Raw genomic sequence first — 17946 nt, 5'->3', positions numbered from 1 at the left:
CCGACCTTACCGGCGAACTGTCGATGACCACCGCAAAGCAGCTCGCTCGCTACAGCGCTGTTGAGGGCGCGCTCGCGAGCGGCTTCGCTACCGCCGAGCTACACCACCTGTGGGGACGCGACCCCGCCCGTTGTCAAACTCTTCCCGAATGCGGCGGCTGACTTCAAAACAGTGATCGGGCGTGACCGTCACATAGCCTTGGTCAAAGAGGCTGTGAATGTCCCGTCGCATAAGGATGCCATTGCTTGGGGAATGCTCTCCGCCGTCGGCGTACGACCTTATATGAGCAGCTTCTAAGGCCGGGAGGGTGCGCTCCTTGGTGATCGCGCAGCGCCTACCATACAAATCGGTGACGACTAACCGAAAGGCCCCCTGACCGAGACGCGGACGGATCAACGTTGGTTCCCCATAACGTGCTTGCTCCTCCGCAAGCGAATGTGGACCAACCAAAGGGGCCATAGCGGCCTGTGCGGCCTCCCACAGCGCTTTCCCTTCTGGTTCCGCAGTATCATAGCCACGAAGGCTAACGATGTTGGGTGACCATGATGCTGGCGGAGAAAACCACTGGCTTTCAGGGAGGAAAAAGGGCTGTGTAAGCATGCGGCAGCCGATCTCAATCGGTCCTGCGGTCACGGGATCGATCTTGCGATATCGCAATATGCGAGACCGCATCTCCGTAACACTGGTGACACCGTTCGCGATCCCGAATGCTTCCCATGCGAGCGACAGGGGCATGATGGTCGCGGAGGCAAAGACACCGCCGCCAACAATCATGTTAATTGGGGCACGGAGCTTGAACAAGAACAACTCGCCGGGTTGCAACGCACGGAAAGACTTCGGCGAGGGAGACCAAAAGTTGACCTCGGCGAGATCAGGTTGGCGTCGCAACAGGGTGAACCAGTCGTTATCTGTTACCGCCACTACAATCCTTACGCCCATCGGGCCTTCCTCATGCTCTGACCGGCTTCTTAGACCATGACGACCTAGACGGAGCGACCCAAAAGGAACTGTTTCCCTTTTTGCCTTACAACTTGATCGTGTCCCATGCATATCATTGGATACCGCAGGCTCTCAACGCTCTGAGTTCGGATGGTCCTATGGGCCGCGTGAAGGAAAAGTATAACCGACGCAAAGCTGAAATGCGCTTCGCGCATGCGTATGAAACCATCGCTGGCGAACGATGCATCTACTGCGGAATGCCGAACGACGGAAAGTATGATCATCAGCCTCCGGTATACGTGCTTCACAGGTTCGCGGATGGCGGATTGGTTACCAAGAAGGCAATCCGGGAAAGGTTTGGCCAGTGCAAACTGGTCCCGTGTTGTACGATCTGCAATATGGGGCTGGGTGCCTTCCACGGTGCCACCGACAACGACCGAAGGCAGGAAATTGTAAATTGGCTCCTGGTGGATGACCGATACCCCGCCGATAGGCTAATTTTGGAGGTCGCAAACCGGCTCATTGAAGACCGCCTCCAAGGCAGCCGGGGCAATGAGATTTACGAGTTTCCGGGTGTTGGTCGTGTCATCTACATCAGCGCTTTGGTCGGTTTGATCGAAGGAGATTTCGGCGACCGCGACGAATTTCCAGAGTGGCTAAAAGTCACGCAATCAGAACTAGCCGACTGGCTCCGGGGTACGCCAAGACGAAAATCGAAATATTTTTTGGATATGGCAAATCTGGAGAGCTATGAACTGGTACCGGATGCCCGAGACGATCCTCGCGGCCAGCTCAAAGCCCAATAGCCTTAGGTGATCAATTTGCGCCTGCTAGGGAGAGGCCGCTGCAATGACCGCTTGGTGCTCTTCGATCAATTTCTTGAACTCCTCAAACGTTTTGCGGCACAGCCTGCACTGCTCAGACATCAACTGCACGATGGTATTCAGGGGCAGTGGTGGTGTCGCGCCAAAGGAATAGCTCACCACTCCGGTCTTTGGTTGCACCTTACGAGTAACCATCCCTGTGATCCCGATAACAAGGCCGGGCGGCATCTGATGGTTGTACCTATGTCGATAGTCTCTCGTTGCTTGTCGGTAGCCCTTGTCGAATATGCCATCCATTGCCTGTTTAAAACCGGCGTAGTTCTGCCAGCCGATCCCTAGCTGATCCAGATGAAAGGGCTTGATGTCCCTGTCCGGCGGTAGCTGATCGACCCATTTCGTTCCGGTCTTCAGTTGGCGATTATATGGTTGACAAACCCAACCTGATTACGTAGGGTAAGGGCATAGGAGATTTCCATGGCCGTTCTGTCCCGCCCCGAGTTCCACGACGAAGCCAAGGCTTTCGAGCATGTGGAATCCATACTGTGGCCGAACGGTCCGGTTTGCCCCAAGTGCGGTAGCGTTGATCGCCACTACGCATTGAAGGGTGTTCGCACCAAGCCCTCCAAAAAGAACCCGCACGGCGTCGAGCGTCACGGCCTGTACAAGTGCAGCGCCTGCCGGTCGCAGTTCACGGTTCGCATGGGATCCATTTTCGAGGAAAGCCATTTGCCGCTGACCAAGTGGCTACAGGCTATCCACCTTATGTGCGCCTCAAAGAAGGGTATCAGCGCCCACCAGATGCACCGCATACTCGAATGCACCTATGAGGCCGCTTGGTTCCTGTGCCATCGCATTCGCCTTGCAATGGCGTCTGGCGAGCTTGCCCCTATGGGTGGCAACGGCAAGACCGTGGAAGTTGACGAAACCTACGTTGGACGCCTCGCCAATACCCCGGTGAAGCGTGGCGGTGGCGCTCACAAGAACACTGTCGTCACGCTTGTCGAGCGTGGTGGCCGTGCCCGTTCCTTCCACGTCGATACCGCCCGCATTGGCACCATCATGCCGATCGTTCGCGCCAACATCGCCAAGGAAAGCGCCTTGATGACGGATGAAGCTGGCATGTATCGCCGCGTGGGCCAGGAATTCGCCTCGCACGATGTCGTCACGCATTCCAAGGACGAATACGTCCGCTACGAAGGCGCAAAGACCGTGCACACAAACACCGTGGAAGGCTTCTACAGCATCTTCAAGCGCGGCATGAAAGGCGTGTACCAGCATTGCGGCGAACAGCACCTGCATCGCTATCTGGCCGAATTCGATTTCCGCTATAACAACCGGATCGCCATGGGCGTTGGTGACGGCACCCGCGCTTTCATCGCGTTGAAGGGTGCCGCTGGTAAGCGCCTCACCTATCATAGACCTGACTGACGCAAAGCGGACGCACTTCCGCAAGCCGGTGCAGCTAGAGCTTCCGCTCTGGCGCCGCCGAAGGCGTTAACCCCAACGGCGATACAAGCTTCTGCCTTTTCAGAATCAAGTTCTGTGAATCGTTCTGGTGTTCTGGTTTTCTGGCTATTGACGCTGCGTCAGAGTCGCAGTATGCCGGTCAGAACCAGAAAAGGTTCATGTTATGTCCGATTCTATCCTTGCCGCCGCAGAAGCCGAAGAGGCAGACCTTTTGAAGGCACTGGAGACCAATCCTACCTTCCAGAGGCTCCGTACTGTTCGGCAGGTTATCGCTCTTCTCAACGGCTCTCCGAAAGAGGAGGAAGATCACAAAAAGCCCGTCCGCTTTCCTCCTAGGATTCGCGAGCGCCTCTCAAAGCGGGATGAGGTTGAACATGCTGTCTGGAGCCACTTGAAGGACACCGGACGCCGCGCGTCATCCGGTGAACTGTTCTCGGTCATTCAGAAGGCCGGGATCGTGATTGGCGGTGCCGTGCCGTCGAAGGCGCTGGCATCGACGCTAAGCACATCAGGCCGGTTCAATAACATTCGCGAGCTTGGCGGCTACGGTCTGGAAGAATGGGGCGATGGCGCCGGACCATCCGTAGAAATGAAAAACGTGGTCGATGATAAGTCGGCCACGTCTTCACAAATCACCGGAGAACCTGACCGTTCTCCTTTCGAGACCAAGGACCAGAGTACCGGTTCTTGGTGAACTTCCGCTTGGTCGGCGGCCAGACCGGGGACTGGTAGATCCCGGAGGACTGGAGGCTCCAATGATCCTCCGTCTTGACCGAGGCGCGGCGGTATTTTGTCCGCGTCTCATAAGATAGAGGTCATGGGGCAGGGAGAAATCCCTGTCCCATGGTTTATCATGCGGCGGAATCGGAGTCTATATTCCTATGCCCAAGTCAACGGACAAATCGCAGATCGAGAAATTCCGCGAAGCCGCGCGGGAACTGAAAACAGACCAGTCGGACGAAGCCTTTGAGGCCATTGTTAATAAGATCGCACATGCGCCGAAGCTGACCCAGGAGCAGATAAAGGAATTGGTGCGGCGGAAACGCAGCGGTGAAAGCCCATAAACAAAAGCCCCGGAAAACCGGGGCTTGTCGTTTGCCGTGAGCCAAGAGCCAATTATGCGGCGAGCTTGACCTCTTCAACGACGCGGGTGTTGCTCATGAAAAGGGAAGTCTTTTTGAATTGCTCCAAACCGATCTCCTTGATCGTTTGCGTTACCGCCTCGTGAAGCGCTTTCCTGATTTCCAAACTCATGACCGTAGACCTTTCCACAGACTCACCTCCCAAATGCTCCATAGCCCTTAATGTTCCGTTACCTTTGGAGCTTTCCGCGTTATATATAGCCATGCTCCACGCGTTTTGATAGTCTCAAAAACGTCCCGGTCCTGTAGGCCTCTTCCGATCATTGCGAAAAATTGTTGGTCCGTCTGGCTCCGAAGATGGAATTTGACATGCATGCACGTGAGTTCGGGATCAAAATAAGCCAAGCTCATCACTTGCGACAAAAGCGAGACTAGCACGTCACCGTACTCACTCATTGACTTGTCGGTAAGGTCAAATTCGGGCGATAGCGTCATAAAACGGACGCGGAGAACGGGGCTGTCATATTTAGGTAGACCGGCCTTGTTGACCTGGACCATAGCCACATAAGAGCCATTCATATGCAGGGCAAATACACCTGCCTTCTTCTTCTCGGTGTGAATTAGATCACGAATTACAGAAAAAGTCGCTTCCGCGTAGCTGTCAAAGTCCTCTTCCAGTTTCTCGCATTGTGTGCGCCAATCTGCCTCAAATTCCGCCCATGTACTATCGTCTTCTAATAGGCGCACGAACTTTTCATTTTCTACGTCCATCGACTCCTCCGCCAGATGAGTCGGTTCATATCGACGGAGGTCAGTGAACGCAACTGTGAATAGAATAAACACTAATCTGCGCCGGCCTGTCAGGCATATATTCCTATTTCACTTTGGGTTTGTCAACCATATAATCGCCCTTCAGTTGGTTTACCTGATGACAGAGATGGACCGTCGCGAAAAGGAAACGCGCACGAATTGCATACGGCATTCCGAGCGCGAGAGTAATAATGGGGCGCACGAACTCAACTAGCACGTCAAACCTTCTTTGCTCACTAAGCGGCTTCATCACCTCATCCCACGCTGCGAGGTCATGCGTGTAGTTGATCAAAGCGTTAATCTCATTCGCGATTTCAGCAGAGAACTCCTGAAGCATGGTTCCATATGCCATCAACGACATGTCCATTCGCTGCGGCAGGCTGTACCACCCAAAGTCGGCGTAATTCGCGCTAAGGGGCGCTGTTTTCAGCGCCCTTCGAAACTGCGTATACAAGCGGACTGACACTGACCTATACCTCCACGTCCTGCTGCCGTAGTCACCCGACTTCCTCGTCGCTGTGCTCAGCACCGACAGTCAGAATTTCAACAACTGAAGCGTGATCCTCTCGTCGTGCCGATTTTATGCCAGCCGCAAATAGCGTTCGCGCACTTCATACATCAATTCGTTCATTTGCCCGCAGCAGAACGGAGGCTCCTCTAAATATTCGCCGCCAGCACTCTGGTCCCAACGCCGATGATCTTCGCCTATTCAGGATGATCGATGGAGAAGTTTCTTTGCTAGTTCGGCTACACGGTTTCGCTCAGAGGTCGGCCAGCCCTGCGGATGTCGCGTTTCGATTGCGAACGCTCCGTCGGACGTGGCAGCTAGCCTGGTGTGACCATCGCGAAATCCCAACGTCTGACTTTTGTAACCGAGGTTGCCTAGAACGGAAGCAATTGTGTCAGCGCAATACCCAGAGGTTGCGAAAAGGATGACGCGAGGCGCGAGCGATGCAATCTCCTCTTTCAATGCTCTTAGATGAGGTTCCGAAATTGCCTGCCAGTGATGTGGCGGCGGCGGCCTTGAGCCGCCCACCTCGTCCATCTTACAAATGTTCGTCCAAGCGATGCGACGGCGGGATGGATCGATGAGATCGACCATTTCCCAAAAAGCTGATCTGTTCCTCCTTTCGATCATCCACTTTGTAGATGCGGACCCACTCGCGGCCTGATTGGTATTTGAACCGACCAGCGCGCCTAGCGGTCCCGCACTCTTTCCAACGTAAAGCAAAGCCAACTCGCCCATCGGGTTATATTCAGGGCCGACACCAGTTGCAAACACTCCGGGCGACGCCCAACCTTCTTTGACGGCCACTCGATTGCAATCAGTGAGCGTCCTCCAAGTTGCGTCCGTGATTGGTAATCTACTTGACATAAGCCCCCCGCTTCGCGCCATCAGAGCCTTCCAGGCGCAGACGGCTCAATAGCTACCCCAAACTGAGGCAGCAGCGACCTCTCCACATTTGTCGTGGATCACAGGCAGGGGTTCATTGCACACAGCGTCGCTTGTTCCTAAGTTTGTTCGCACAGCATCGGGGGCATTTATGGGCGTTGCGGAAGAGTTCACGCAATTCAAGGATCGCTACAACATCGGAACAGATTTGATCTCGTCAATTTCATACCGCTATAAGCGGATCACTGGCCAGCTCAATTGGGACTTCCGCACTTCTTCAAGCGACACCGCAAACAGCCTGTATGTTGGCTCCTACGGACGCGACACCGCCGCCAGGGGATTTAGCGATCTTGATATGGCTTACGTCCTCCCATCTAATCTATATCCGCAATACAATTCCTACACCTCAAACGGACAATCGGCACTGCTCCAAGCGGTGAAAACGTCTATCCGAAAAACCTATCCTACTTCCGATAGCTACGGCGATGGACAAGTCGTGGTCGTCAATTTTACGGATGGTTTGACCTTTGAGGTCTTGCCGGTATTCAACAATCCAGATGGCACCTGGACCTATCCCAATGCGAACGGGGGCGGCAGCTGGAAGACCTGCAATCCTCGATCCGAGATTGAGGCCATTGGCAATCGCAACCTCATCACCAACCGCAATCTCAAACACCTTTGCCGCATGATGCGCGTGTGGCGTGACCACAACAACGCTCCCATGTCCGGGGCGCTGATTGACGCGCTTGCATATTACTTCATCGGAGATTGGCCTCATCGCGACAAGTCGTTCCTTTATCACGATTGGATGGCTAAGGATTTTCTACTCTATCTTGCTGAGAGGGAAACGAACCAAACCTATTGGCGAATGCCGGGGAGTGGTTCCACGGTTTGGAGCAAAGGGACGTTCCAGCATAAAGCACGGGCTGATTACAACAATGCTGTAGAGGCGTGCGGACTTACGGGAGACGAGAATGCCACAGCGCGACGAGCCAAATGGAGGTACATCTTTGGACCGACCTTCCCAATTTGAGCCGGAGCGGCACGCACTCGAAAGCCAAATTCGTGAGTGCTACGGGCGCTGCGCATACACTCATAAGACCCATGAGAAGATGGCGGAGCGCCTTCACGCCCGCCACAAGCGCGGAAAATGGGCTAACATCATACTTTCGTCCTTAATCACGGGCGGCGCGGCTACTGTAATCTTCGCGAAGGGTTCGGCGTGGGAAGGATACGCGGGTTACGCCACAGCTTTCCTCTCCATCCTCAGCCTCATCTTCAACGCCTATCTAAAGGACTTGGATCCCGGTGCTCTTGCGCAACGCCACCGCGAAGCCGCATCGGACATCTGGAATGTTCGAGAGGCTTACCTGAGCCTTATCACTGACATTCTGGATCAAGGTTCGAACCTTGTCGCCCTTCGTGAACGACGAGACAGTTTGCAGGCGGCACTATACAAAATCTACCATGGTGCGCCCCATACAGACGGGAAGGCATATGGCAAAGCGCAAGGTGCACTGAAAGATAACGAGGATTTGACCTTCACTGAAGCTGAGATTGATGTGATGCTGCCCGCAAGTCTCAGGCGGTCAGCGCGGGCTGTCTAGAGATTGGGTTCGAGAGAAGCGAAAGCCCCACTCCATAGCTCGCGCACCGTGCACCACTATGATGAATTTTGCATCGGCCCTCGTTTGACGATTGAAAGAGGGCGGCTCATATCGCGCTCACGGGCAACAATCGGAGAAACCAAATGCGCGAACGAAACCGCAAGTTGATCAACACGAACGGAGACCGCGAGCTTTGGCAGTTGGAAGTCCGGCAACCTGACGGTGAATGGGTAACGCTGTACTATGGAAAAGAGTTCGTGGACGTCCAAGGAATTCGAAAACAAACGCCGGATGACGCAGCGTTCCACAGTCAGGCGGAAGGCCATGCCTGGCTACTACGTGGTGTCTAACCGTGGGCCGATTGTTGCTAATTGATCCGTCATCTGCCGAGTGCCGCCGATAACGATCTACTTGCTCAGGCGACCTGTGAAATTGATTTCACGAGCCGAGCAGAATATGCAAGCCTAGCTACAAACAATCAGGAGCTGTAGCTGCCGATGCCATGGGACAAGATAAAAAAAAGTCCCCAGCTACCCGACCCTGCGGTGACGAGGGTTTGGCTTGTGGCTTCCAAAATCCGTCAGTTCCATCTATCTGCGCCAAGCCACAGGCTCTGGTGACATACAGCGCGCATCACGCCCTCTTGTGCGCGATGAAATTGATTTCACCTGCCGAATAACCCGGTGGAACGGAAGACCGAATACCCAAGCTCGCCCTGCGGATGCTCTTTGGCCCATGCCAGAACTTCATCGGTGGGGACAACAAGTGTAGTCTGCCCTGTCGGGTGATAGCGGCTCTTCCCGCTCTTCATGTAGAACGCACCGCCATTACGGACGTAGATGCAGGGAGGATCGCGGCTTTCAATCTCCGAAACGCGATAAAAGAGCATATGATGCTGGGTGTGCCGCACGACGGCGATCTGTCCGATTTCCGCGTTCCGATAGTAGGCTTCGATATCCTTTTGGGTCTGTTCAATGCAGGGTGAAACGGGGCGCGTGTCCTTCATATCTCCTCCCGACAATGGTTGAAACTCGCATGCTCTCTATACTGCATCCCAATGTCGTCCCGGACATAAAGTCCTTCGCAGCCGGTCTGTTGCCAATCAGGCAAATGGAGACGGGCAAACTTTCGTTGGTGATCAAGATTTCAAAGGAGGCGATCTTAGCCGCTAGAACGAACGGAGGCTTCTCATTCTACCTCGCGCCAATGAAGTCCACGACGGGGCGAACGGTCTCCCTTATGACCGCTTTCTTTGATGACGACGACGAACCTCTCGTCGTAGCGACTGGCTTGTTCGCCAACGATCCGCACAGCTTAGACCTGTTGAAGCTCCTCACATACAAAGAGGCTGACGTTTTCTTTTTCGACGAGCATAGCCGTGAGTGGATGAGCTACCGCGTCACTCTGCACGACGGGGGGAGCTGCCTGAAGAGGAAGCAAAAAATCAAGTTACTCGAATACCATCCCGCCACCGCACGCAGCATCTTGGACAATCTACATTTGTGGTTTGGAAATCGGACGCCCCTTGATGACCGGCGTTCGATCAAGGTGAAGTTTGAGGAAGCGCTTGCGCCTGATGATATCTTTGTCTTGGACGCTACCCCCGAACACAACGATTATCTCGGTAGTGCCGGATACCGACGCGACAGTCTCACTCGCGAGGAACCCGGCTACTTCCAAGAGCGGGACATCGCGTCCGCGCTCAGGCGGGTATTCAAGCGGGATCAGATTGCAATCAACCCGCTACGGCCCGACACAAACAAGGAGATTTTGGATGTGCTGGTGGTGACGGACACCCACATCCTATTGATCCAGGCGAAAGACAGCCCGAACACAAAAACATCCAGTCGGGCTACGCTGGACCGCAAGCGGCGCAAGTCACTTTCTCAAGTAGATGATGCAGTTCGTCAGATTGGTGGGGCTGCCCGGTATCTCCTAAAAAATCAACCTGCTAAGTTCCTCATCGGAGGACAGGAGGCGGAGCTTTCGATCGGACCAAGGTCGCTTGTTGGCATCGCTATAGTGAAGGAGCTGTTTGATGACACGGGCGAACCATATGTCGAAGCCTGCAAAACCCTTGCCCATTTAAAAGGGGGTGGAATGGCCTTCGACTACGCATCCTTTCACGCATTCAGCCACCATTTCGCATCGGAAGAACGCTTTGTGAAAGCATTGGAGAAGCTAATCGACCGTGTTCTCCTGGAGCGCAGTTGGACAAATCCCAAAGACTTCGTGATGGACGACATCCTGGAAAATCTTGCTCCAAAAGCCTGACGGGGCTGGTGCCATGCTATGAGGCGATGAGTGAAGGGGGCTGCCAATGCTTGGGCTAGGACAAAGATCGCCACGCCTATGGCTGCTAGCCACGAAATCAATGAAGGCATCGCCAGAGGCTTCCAAAATCCGCCACGGAGGTACACAGGCAGGCAACTCGTGCCAGACCAGTGCCGACGACGCCAGCACATTAGCCACTCGGAGGAAGCTCTTCGGGATATTGGAACCGCCGCACTTTCCGGCCTTCTCGAACAAACTCTACGAAATGGTCGCGCTGAAGCTCCAACATATCGTTGCCCAGCTTTGTGAATGACGCTTCAGTGTCTAATACCTCGGCTAGCAGTAGCTCATCCTCTGGTGGCCATTCCGTTTTCGAATAAACCGCTGCTACCAAAGCGAGTTGGTCGCCGCTCTTATGACGTGGGGGTGACACCAGTGTGCCGTGTGCAAGTTTGTTCCTGACACGGCTCTTGCGTTGCAGCCGATTGCTGATGTTGATCCAACGCGCAAGAAAGCCGGGATGCTTTGACAACGCTTCCCTCATCGCTGCATCGACCATCTTGTGCTTTCCCTCAAAAGAGACAATAGCCCAATACGCCCTCACCAAAGGCTGGTTTCCAGCTTGACCAGTGGCGACTTGTTGGAACAGTTCCGAATGAAGCCATTCAACGTAACCCCAGGTCATCACGGCTCGCCCGACTGCTGCGTTGAAGCGTTCCTCGGGTTCAGGATTGTCTCTGTTTATCACCATAGGACCGCGACCTTCCGGTAGGTGTGCCATGAATAGAGGATGATCGGCCCGAGGGGCGTGGTCACCTTCGCGGTTCCAAGCCTCGCCACACTCGTGAAATTCACAATGGTGCTTTTGCGTGGACTGCGGCGGGGACCCGCCGCTATGTGGCACAATCATAGAACAGCACCAGCGGCATTGCCAGTGAACATGTCGCCGTCGCGGATGTAGCGGGGAGCGTGCTGGCGTCCTTGGCTCGGGACAAATTTGACCACTCCCTATGGCTACTGGCCAAGGGGCCGATGCAGGAATTGCAACCGGCTTTCAAAATCCGCCAAAGCTTCGACTTTCGGTGACATGCTCTCAGCCTAACGCTCATAGCGCGGCCTAAGGCGTAAATGCAGAAAGGCTTCGAGCAGAGACAGCATCTCCTTTGGCTTGTCAGTGGCCATCAATATATTCACTCGGCAGGCATGCTCCTTTATCCATATCCCCGGCAAGGCAGCATCAAATCCAGTAATCGCGCCCATCGCTTCATCGCCGCAAAGGGAGGCAGCGAGGGTGCTAGGCGCGCTACCGGGATTGTAATGCTGGCTCGCGTAACGCGCGTGAGAGTTGGCCCCAACCTTGCCAATCTTCAACCAGCGGCCATCGGCCCAGAAGCCGTAGATGGCCACTTTCCCCGCTTGGCAAGCGTGACGGCAACCAACTCATTGCGGAGCAACGTTGAGTTACCCAACTTGGCAACGATGGTGAATGCATCCAGCGCAGCCTCAATGTCTTGTCTGTATGTTGCAGTTATGCAGGCTCTAGCGTCAAGATCATGCTCCCGCCAATTTCAGAGAACGGCGAAGGGCTGTCATTCGACGCAGGGCCTTCGTGGCTCTCGATATTTGAAGTTATCCCAGATGACGGCTTGGTCACAGAACCCGAGCAGCAGCCGTGTCATCGAACAAATCGACGGCTCGCAGATAAGGGGCAAGCCCTGCTTCGCTGCGATGCCCTGTGACCTGCCTGATCTTGTAGGTGGACGCGCCCGCCATCGCGGCGGAGGTCGCGAACCCACTGCGCATTGAATGTGCCGAGAACGCGCTCGGATCGTAACCAGCATCGCTGACGCGGACTTTGACGACATCGCTGACGGCCTCGCCAGACAGGCGTTCGGGCAGGATGTTCCCATGCTTATCCATTCCACGCCAGATGGGGCCTGCCGTGATCGCCGCGACCCCAAGCCAGCGTTTCAGAGCCGCGATGGGGCAATGACGGGTCCTACCGAACGGAACAGCGATCTCACGTCCGGCTCCCTCTTGATCCGTCTTCGACCTTCTCACTGTCACCAGCGCGCCTTGGCTCGTGAACTCAACATCGTTCACGTCCAGCGCCACCAACTCGCTGCGTCTCATTGCACATGCCCAACCCAGCAACAGCAGGGCGCAGTCCCTGACATCCTTCGTCCGGTCTCCGAGCCGGTCGAGCACGGCAAACAGGTCATCGCGGAGTAGTGCCTTCGCCTGCCGCTGCTTAACGCCGAGAGTTCGGCGCACACCACGGAGGGTCGCACAGACAAGCTCGCTCTTGGTCGGATCGTCCGCCCCGATGGCGCGATGGGCCTTGCTGATCGAAGCCAGACGCCGCTGTAGGGTCGCTACGGCATAGGTCGCCGCGCCCTCGGCCAGATACTCCGCAATGGTCGCCGGGGTTGCTGGGAGCCCTCTGCCGGTGGCCTCGAAATGGGCAATGTCCAGAGCGTAGGCCCGCTTACTGTTATCAGCGAGGGAGTTGGAAACAAGCCGCTGCACATGGGCGGGGAGAGCGGCCGGCAGGGCCACGTAGTCCGTCTCGACAGATGCTACACTCCCCGCGCTGATGTGCTCAATGAGCGTCATGACGAACCTCGTCCAGTTTGAGAAGATCGGCGCGGATCATTTGGAGCAAGTCGGCAGGATCGGCCAGCTTGAGATGGTGATAGCCGCTGTCCGCCAACGACCGGAGGGTCTGTGCGGCGGGCCACTCGATCCGCTGACGCACCAGCCCACCCTCGACCCGGAACAGACCACCCCCCAGCACCGCCATTCGCCGACTGGCCGGGATGTATTTGCGCAGCCATCGAGCCGAGGTGGCATTGGACTTGAGAAAGAGGGAGAGTGCTGCCTTGCCCTCCCAACTGAACATGTCCAGACAATAGGTCGGCAACCCGTTGTGACCGATCACGAACGGGGGAAGCTCGTCATCTTGGGCTTGAAGTTCCCCGGATGGAAGGGCGAGGGTCAGGAGCGGCAGGAGCACCGGCAGCGCTTCTCTGGTCCTACGAAAACCCTGATCGGCCAGCGCCACAATGTCATGCCCGATCCCAGCGGATCGCATCGCAGCGAACAGCGCCTTGGGGTCGGTTGCTTTCCCTGCGACCTGTCCATTCCATCGGATGCCGCTGCCGTGTAGAGCCGCGAGGGAAGCCCCTAGAAGCGCACCGCGCTCACTGACGCGGGTAAGATGCTGCCGAAGGTCTTCACGCGTCACGTCGCCCCGAAGAGCTTTGAGCTCGTGGTGGTGTGCGATGGTCAGGAACAGGTCGTCGGCGGCTCTGCATTTCCTTGCCTGACACATCTGTTTTACCAACAGCGATGCAACTGCCCATTCCCCGCCGCCGAAGTGCTGGCGGACAGTCTTGCCTGCCGTACCAGCCATGACGAGGCCGACCGTTTCGATGGACGCCAAACCCACATCCTCGAACGCGATGCCCGCGAGCCTGCGCCATAGCTTACCCGGATCGACCTTTAACAGGGTCGCGGCGGCGCGGGTGGCCAGATCGACATTACCCCGGCGGATGCCCTTCTGGAGTGCGCTCATCGCCACCCATGCAGATATTTGCAGCGGCTCGGTGGTTGGGACGTTGTGGTCGAAGGCCAACACCCGAAAGGCAGGATCGGCGGCGTTGAATAACGGTAGAGGTTGGTACATGTTCGGTCTCCCAGCTTCGGGAGGACCACAACCTGTATCCCACCATTAGGCATGACAGATTAGGCCGAAGCCTGCGAACTAAATCGACCAAACCGTTCGCTATCTACTGGACGCTATCGGCTAGATTACTAACGTCGAACCGTTAGCGATGACCAGTTCCAAAGCCGCCTCGGCGTGCAATTGGTTCATCATTGCACTAAGCGCTGCCCGTTTGTTTGGTCCTGAAGGCAGAGCTAGGCTTGGCGAGCCTTTAGAGCATTCCAGAATTGCGTCTATGTGGTCTACCATATCCTCCCGCTTGAGTTTGGTGACGCTGGTGTCTCGCCGCCCGAGTATGCTCGACGCCGAAACGATACGGACACCGTCCGGTTCATATACCCAGACGTAAGCTTCCCGATTGAGCCGTGTCATCCTTTCACACTGAGCTATAAGTCTTGATCCGCCCAGTGCGTTAGCCTTCTTCGCCTGTATCAGCAAACCCTTGGATATGTACCCGTCATCAAATATCTCGACCCCGAAATAGAGATCGATCCCTGTCGTTCTTTCCTGTGACAACTTCCCCATTGCCACTGTCTCACATCCGAAAACGGCAAGAGAATACCCCTCTACGTTCAGATCGCCGCGTTGAGACATCTCTTCAAGCTTGTTCCTAATTGAGGTCGTGATCACCGGCTCTTGCATGCCAGAGATGTACTCGTTGGTGACGGTGGCATTGATCGCGTTTGCAATCATCTGCGCTATCTCGCGACGTCGTGTTGGGTTCTCACGAAGGGAACGCCGACGATGAGATTTTTCCTCGAATGTTGTGTCCGGCATCTACCCTCCGACCTGCTCGCTCGCTCTTTGTGGAGCATAGCATCCGGGCGGGCTTGCCTTTTCACGACCCCGCCATTGCCCGACTTCCGCACAAGACATGCCTGAAAGTCCTAGTGCACAATCCGGTATCTGGCTTGTCTTAACTATTACCCACTACTAAGTTCAACCTCCTCTAGGGCGGATAACAATGCGTTTGCTCCAAGTTTTTTACACAAGCGCGCTTGTGCTTGGGTGTTTTAATGGTGCCACAATGGCCAAGACATGCAAATGCGACCAGCATCAGGCAGAGGCTGCGGGTTCTGGCACCTGCTCTCGGAGCGAGAGCGCTGACTATTGCACTATAACCTTCCCAACATCTGATGCCTCCGCCGATTTCAACGATCCGAACAAATGGCAGGCAGCAGGCTATAAGATTGATTTTGCGTCTTCGAAAACGGCATTTAGGGCACTCGATGCGTGGAGTAAGGAACCAGTAACTGGCAGCGTTCTGGCCACCGTGGCGGCCACAGCGGTGCCCCCGGAGCGGTTCAAAGAATTAGCCGACAAATTTGGAACCATCTTCACCAGTCCCATACTCCTGCAAAGCATGGTTCAAGATTTTAACAAAGATGGCTGTGTTGACGCCGGAGTGGGCGACTTTCACATAATGATAATCGCGCAAAGCTCTGAAAAAAACGGAACTTGCAATTAGTAGGAACCCAATGGCTCAGACGATAACCGCACTGGTCAGCTTTGGCATCCCCGGCCTCGCGCTTTATCTGTTTTATCAATACGGCAGCGACAGGCTCGGCTTCTCGTTTTCACAGATAGGCCCCGTCCTTTCCGGGTTTATTGCGATATTGTTCATCCTTGTTTTCGGCGGCCTAATTTTCTACGCCTTATACAAGTTCAACGTGCCAAGTCAGCCAGCCTCCGTCTCGCATGGTGGTGAACTGAGGAATTTGGTAGCGCAGCTGGAGAAAGACACAAACGCACATCTTTCGATACAGCTCAAAGGCTCCGATCAGGACCAAGCCTCGCTTGGAAAGCTGTTCTTTTTGGACACGACCGCGCCAACCTATGCAACGCTGATCGACAAGTTGTGCGCCTCGAAACAGCAGTGCATCGGGTGCACAAAAAGCGCAACCGGCGACATAACCGTCGTTTCAATAACTAAAGTCGGCAACATCGAGCCAAAGTGCATGGATGAGGGGGAACCGGTGTACTGCTGCACTAGCAGCTAGTCCGTAACGGCCAGCAGGGGTTGGGCTGAGTGATATACAGAGACATCGCGGACATTTGGCTGCGCGTGGATGTCTTTTTCGGACAATGCCCTCGCATTACCAACCTTGAGGACATGCCGAAATGCGGAGATGTTGAAGTGGCCAACACCCGGATATGCATAAGCTATCTGGTGAGGCGGGCATATCGAGCGACGGTTTACGAACGTTGTCTCTATTCCGGGACGGCATGTCTCGCTACATCCCCGCAACGCTTCGATATTCTCCCATCGATTGGGCACTGATCTTCGGCTACCGAGCCTTCATTTTTGCAAGGCGGTCCTCCAACCGTCTAGTGATCGTTTTGTCTGTCAGCGGTATGTAGAAAACTGAATACTTGACGCTGCTGGTCATGATGGCCGCGAAGAGCTGACCGTCCTGAAAGCTCTCAACGAGATATAAAGTCATGCTATCTCCGACCACCTCGTCCACGTAGAAGTAGCGAAGGGGATGGTACAGGAAATAGAATTTTCCGGCCTCGAGTGACGCCCCGCCAAGTGGCAACGTCGAAAGGTCTGTTTCAAATTTCTGGCCGGTCAGCACATTCTCATATGAAACCTGAGCGGAAACAGCCGACAGTTCCACTCTGACGTCAGCATCCAGTACGCGGGCACGGATGCGCATGATTTCCACCTCAATCGCCGTGACTATCCCGGAGCTGAAAAAGTAGTTGTCCGGTGGAGTGACCGAGCGACCAAATACCACCCGGCGAACGAGTGACGTTCCGTTGGCAAATGGCTGTGATGCAAGCGGGTCCACCGCTTCCAGCAAACTGCTCCCTCCCTCCACTGAGGTCTTTCGAAGATAGTAGGTCATCTGAGAAGGCTCGTCGGGCAGGTTTGCCTTCGAACCATCCCGGTATTCGAGGGTAACACGAACGACCCGATGAGCATCTGTCTCGCCTAGGTCTCTTACCTCGGGTTGAACCACAAATGGTGGCGACCCATCTCCAGCCAACACGGTGATGGGAGGTAGCCTAAATTCATTGGTCGGGAAGGCGATCTTAAAGAGATCAACATCATGGCGCTTGGCAACTCGAATTGCACCCTCTTGATAATCGCTGGTGCTAACGAAAACCGCCTTATGGACGTTCGCGTCCTTGGCCTTGGTTACAAAGGCATCGATCATTTCGACCGAGATTGCTCGCCTCTTGTGCTTTACCTCAAACCCGATCAGCACGTGATAAAATCCAGCCTGAATGGTGGCGAGAACGTCAAACTGTCGGCGCTCGATTTTCACGTTCCACTGGACCTCGGCGCTCTCCATCGTCAGCCGATTGATTGCAGCGGTAATGAGTTCGATGAATTTGTCGTCGGAAATCATTGGCGTTTGCCCGAGAGCGAGGACACATCCCTAACCCAAGCGACCGCGTTGCGCCACTCGCGCCAACTACTGTTCTGTTATGCCGCGCGACGTTGCAGCCTCGGGTCGGCTATGCAGCGACAATTAGTTCGAAGGGGATAGGTGAGAGTGTTGAAAGCGGAGAGAACGGTCTCCCGCTACCACTTCAAACCTGTACGGCCCGGAGACATAGGTAACAGTTTGTACCTAAGACATGCTGCTGATGGCTTGATCTCGCGGTCAGTCGGGCGCTTTTTTCGGCGGTGATGAAGGCGGTCGGTACAATCCAACTGCATGGGGCCGAGGAGCGCCCCGGTTTCCTAGAGCGGCGGACTTTCATGTGAGTCCATATCCTGCGGCAGCGAAGTAGTTTCTGCATTCTGTTGGGGAGAAGAGATTGCAGATATCGCCAATGGCCTGCCACAGGGCGTCGATGGTCCTGATGG

Annotated in this window: 23 protein-coding genes and 1 pseudogene; 10 read left to right on the top strand and 14 right to left on the bottom strand. The window is 55.1% G+C overall.

The genetic code is table 11. From position 1 onward, the window contains the following. Nucleotides 1–87: 87 nt before the first annotated feature. Entirely contained in the window at nucleotides 88–939 is an 852-nt protein-coding gene (locus O7A61_RS24945) for an HNH endonuclease (protein ID WP_337132098.1), read from the bottom strand. 158 nt (nucleotides 940–1097) lie between these two features. On the opposite strand from O7A61_RS24945, the gene O7A61_RS24940 reads away from it, so the two are divergent. Further along, nucleotides 1098–1745 (top strand): hypothetical protein, encoded by a 648-nt coding sequence (locus tag O7A61_RS24940; RefSeq protein WP_337132097.1) that lies wholly within the window; start codon nucleotides 1098–1100, stop codon nucleotides 1743–1745. A gap of 24 nt (nucleotides 1746–1769) precedes the next feature. Here the strand turns inward: O7A61_RS24940 and O7A61_RS24935 are convergent, their stop codons facing one another. Further along, on the bottom strand, nucleotides 1770–1958 hold the full coding sequence (locus O7A61_RS24935; RefSeq protein WP_337132096.1) for a hypothetical protein: 189 nt from the start codon (nucleotides 1956–1958) through the stop codon (nucleotides 1770–1772). Between the two features lie 279 nt (nucleotides 1959–2237). Between O7A61_RS24935 and O7A61_RS24930 the strand changes: the two genes are divergently transcribed. From O7A61_RS24930 to O7A61_RS24920, 3 genes are all read left to right on the top strand, one after another. Further along, nucleotides 2238–3191 (top strand): IS1595 family transposase, encoded by a 954-nt coding sequence (locus O7A61_RS24930; protein WP_337132095.1) that lies wholly within the window; start codon nucleotides 2238–2240, stop codon nucleotides 3189–3191. Between the two features lie 202 nt (nucleotides 3192–3393). Further along, on the top strand, nucleotides 3394–3924 hold the full coding sequence (locus O7A61_RS24925; protein WP_337132094.1) for a hypothetical protein: 531 nt from the start codon (nucleotides 3394–3396) through the stop codon (nucleotides 3922–3924). Between the two features lie 187 nt (nucleotides 3925–4111). Then, nucleotides 4112–4294, top strand: coding sequence for a hypothetical protein (locus tag O7A61_RS24920; RefSeq protein WP_337132093.1), 183 nt, complete (start codon nucleotides 4112–4114; stop codon nucleotides 4292–4294). Nucleotides 4295–4346: 52 nt separating this feature from the next. On the opposite strand, the gene O7A61_RS24915 is transcribed toward O7A61_RS24920, so the two are convergent. The 4 genes from O7A61_RS24915 to O7A61_RS32640 form a co-directional block, all read right to left on the bottom strand. Further along, nucleotides 4347–4484, bottom strand: a complete 138-nt coding sequence (locus O7A61_RS24915) for a hypothetical protein (RefSeq protein ID WP_337132092.1) — start codon at nucleotides 4482–4484, stop codon at nucleotides 4347–4349. Between the two features lie 47 nt (nucleotides 4485–4531). Continuing rightward, nucleotides 4532–5083 (bottom strand): hypothetical protein, encoded by a 552-nt coding sequence (locus tag O7A61_RS24910; RefSeq protein WP_337132091.1) that lies wholly within the window; start codon nucleotides 5081–5083, stop codon nucleotides 4532–4534. 103 nt (nucleotides 5084–5186) lie between these two features. Further along, nucleotides 5187–5474, bottom strand: a complete 288-nt coding sequence (locus tag O7A61_RS24905; RefSeq protein WP_337132090.1) for a hypothetical protein — start codon at nucleotides 5472–5474, stop codon at nucleotides 5187–5189. 357 nt (nucleotides 5475–5831) lie between these two features. Then, complete coding sequence (locus O7A61_RS32640; protein WP_442921116.1) at nucleotides 5832–6260, bottom strand: uracil-DNA glycosylase family protein; 429 nt, start codon at nucleotides 6258–6260, stop codon at nucleotides 5832–5834. A gap of 406 nt (nucleotides 6261–6666) precedes the next feature. Here O7A61_RS32640 and O7A61_RS24900 point away from each other — a divergent pair, with 406 nt between their 5' ends. The 3 genes from O7A61_RS24900 (at nucleotide 6667) to O7A61_RS24890 (ending at nucleotide 8472) form a co-directional block, all read left to right on the top strand. Next, on the top strand, nucleotides 6667–7548 hold the full coding sequence (locus tag O7A61_RS24900; RefSeq protein ID WP_337132089.1) for an SMODS domain-containing nucleotidyltransferase: 882 nt from the start codon (nucleotides 6667–6669) through the stop codon (nucleotides 7546–7548). Next, the gene (locus tag O7A61_RS24895) at nucleotides 7490–8122 is read left to right on the top strand and encodes an SLATT domain-containing protein (protein ID WP_337132088.1); all 633 of its coding nucleotides are present in this window, start codon (nucleotides 7490–7492) and stop codon (nucleotides 8120–8122) included. Before O7A61_RS24900 ends, O7A61_RS24895 begins: the two co-directional genes overlap by 59 nt. Nucleotides 8123–8265: 143 nt before the next feature. After that, nucleotides 8266–8472, top strand: coding sequence for a hypothetical protein (locus tag O7A61_RS24890; RefSeq protein ID WP_337132087.1), 207 nt, complete (start codon nucleotides 8266–8268; stop codon nucleotides 8470–8472). Nucleotides 8473–8786: 314 nt separating this feature from the next. On the opposite strand, the gene O7A61_RS24885 is transcribed toward O7A61_RS24890, so the two are convergent. Then, nucleotides 8787–9128: a hypothetical protein gene (locus O7A61_RS24885; RefSeq protein WP_337132086.1), complete on the bottom strand. Its 342-nt coding sequence runs from the start codon at nucleotides 9126–9128 to the stop codon at nucleotides 8787–8789. A gap of 29 nt (nucleotides 9129–9157) precedes the next feature. Between O7A61_RS24885 and O7A61_RS24880 the strand changes: the two genes are divergently transcribed. Next, nucleotides 9158–10396 (top strand): hypothetical protein, encoded by a 1239-nt coding sequence (locus O7A61_RS24880; RefSeq protein ID WP_337132085.1) that lies wholly within the window; start codon nucleotides 9158–9160, stop codon nucleotides 10394–10396. Nucleotides 10397–10586: 190 nt separating this feature from the next. Here the strand turns inward: O7A61_RS24880 and O7A61_RS24875 are convergent, their stop codons facing one another. The 5 genes from O7A61_RS24875 to O7A61_RS24855 all read right to left on the bottom strand — a co-directional run bounded on the left by O7A61_RS24875 (nucleotide 10587) and on the right by O7A61_RS24855 (nucleotide 14900). After that, nucleotides 10587–11147, bottom strand: coding sequence for a hypothetical protein (locus O7A61_RS24875; RefSeq protein WP_337132084.1), 561 nt, complete (start codon nucleotides 11145–11147; stop codon nucleotides 10587–10589). 347 nt (nucleotides 11148–11494) lie between these two features. Continuing rightward, on the bottom strand, nucleotides 11495–11803 hold the full coding sequence (locus tag O7A61_RS24870) for a hypothetical protein (RefSeq protein ID WP_337132083.1): 309 nt from the start codon (nucleotides 11801–11803) through the stop codon (nucleotides 11495–11497). A gap of 243 nt (nucleotides 11804–12046) precedes the next feature. Next, nucleotides 12047–13012 carry a site-specific integrase gene (locus O7A61_RS24865; RefSeq protein WP_337132082.1) on the bottom strand — a complete coding sequence of 322 codons (966 nt, stop codon included), beginning with the start codon at nucleotides 13010–13012 and terminating at the stop codon, nucleotides 12047–12049. Beyond that, on the bottom strand, nucleotides 12999–14084 hold the full coding sequence (locus O7A61_RS24860) for a hypothetical protein (protein ID WP_337132081.1): 1086 nt from the start codon (nucleotides 14082–14084) through the stop codon (nucleotides 12999–13001). Before O7A61_RS24860 ends, O7A61_RS24865 begins: the two co-directional genes overlap by 14 nt. 120 nt (nucleotides 14085–14204) lie before the next feature. Next, nucleotides 14205–14900: a hypothetical protein gene (locus tag O7A61_RS24855; protein ID WP_337132080.1), complete on the bottom strand. Its 696-nt coding sequence runs from the start codon at nucleotides 14898–14900 to the stop codon at nucleotides 14205–14207. A 187-nt stretch (nucleotides 14901–15087) separates the two neighbouring features. Between O7A61_RS24855 and O7A61_RS24850 the strand changes: the two genes are divergently transcribed. After that, the gene (locus O7A61_RS24850; protein WP_337132079.1) at nucleotides 15088–15591 is read left to right on the top strand and encodes a hypothetical protein; all 504 of its coding nucleotides are present in this window, start codon (nucleotides 15088–15090) and stop codon (nucleotides 15589–15591) included. Nucleotides 15592–15601: 10 nt separating this feature from the next. Beyond that, entirely contained in the window at nucleotides 15602–16123 is a 522-nt protein-coding gene (locus O7A61_RS24845) for a hypothetical protein (RefSeq protein ID WP_337132078.1), read from the top strand. A gap of 288 nt (nucleotides 16124–16411) precedes the next feature. Here the strand turns inward: O7A61_RS24845 and O7A61_RS24840 are convergent, their stop codons facing one another. Beyond that, a complete protein-coding gene (locus O7A61_RS24840) occupies nucleotides 16412–17482 on the bottom strand; it encodes a restriction endonuclease (RefSeq protein ID WP_337132077.1) in 1071 nt (356 codons plus the stop codon). A 354-nt stretch (nucleotides 17483–17836) separates the two neighbouring features. Continuing rightward, a pseudogene (locus tag O7A61_RS24835) lies at nucleotides 17837–17946 on the bottom strand (IS630 family transposase); the annotation flags it as partial.

Origin of the sequence: Mesorhizobium sp. Cs1321R2N1 (assembly GCF_037179725.1) — a bacterium.
Classification (GTDB): Bacteria; Pseudomonadota; Alphaproteobacteria; order Rhizobiales; family Rhizobiaceae; genus Mesorhizobium; species Mesorhizobium salmacidum.
Note: the sequence above shows the minus strand (reverse complement) of the source record. Positions and strands in the feature narration are given on the sequence as shown.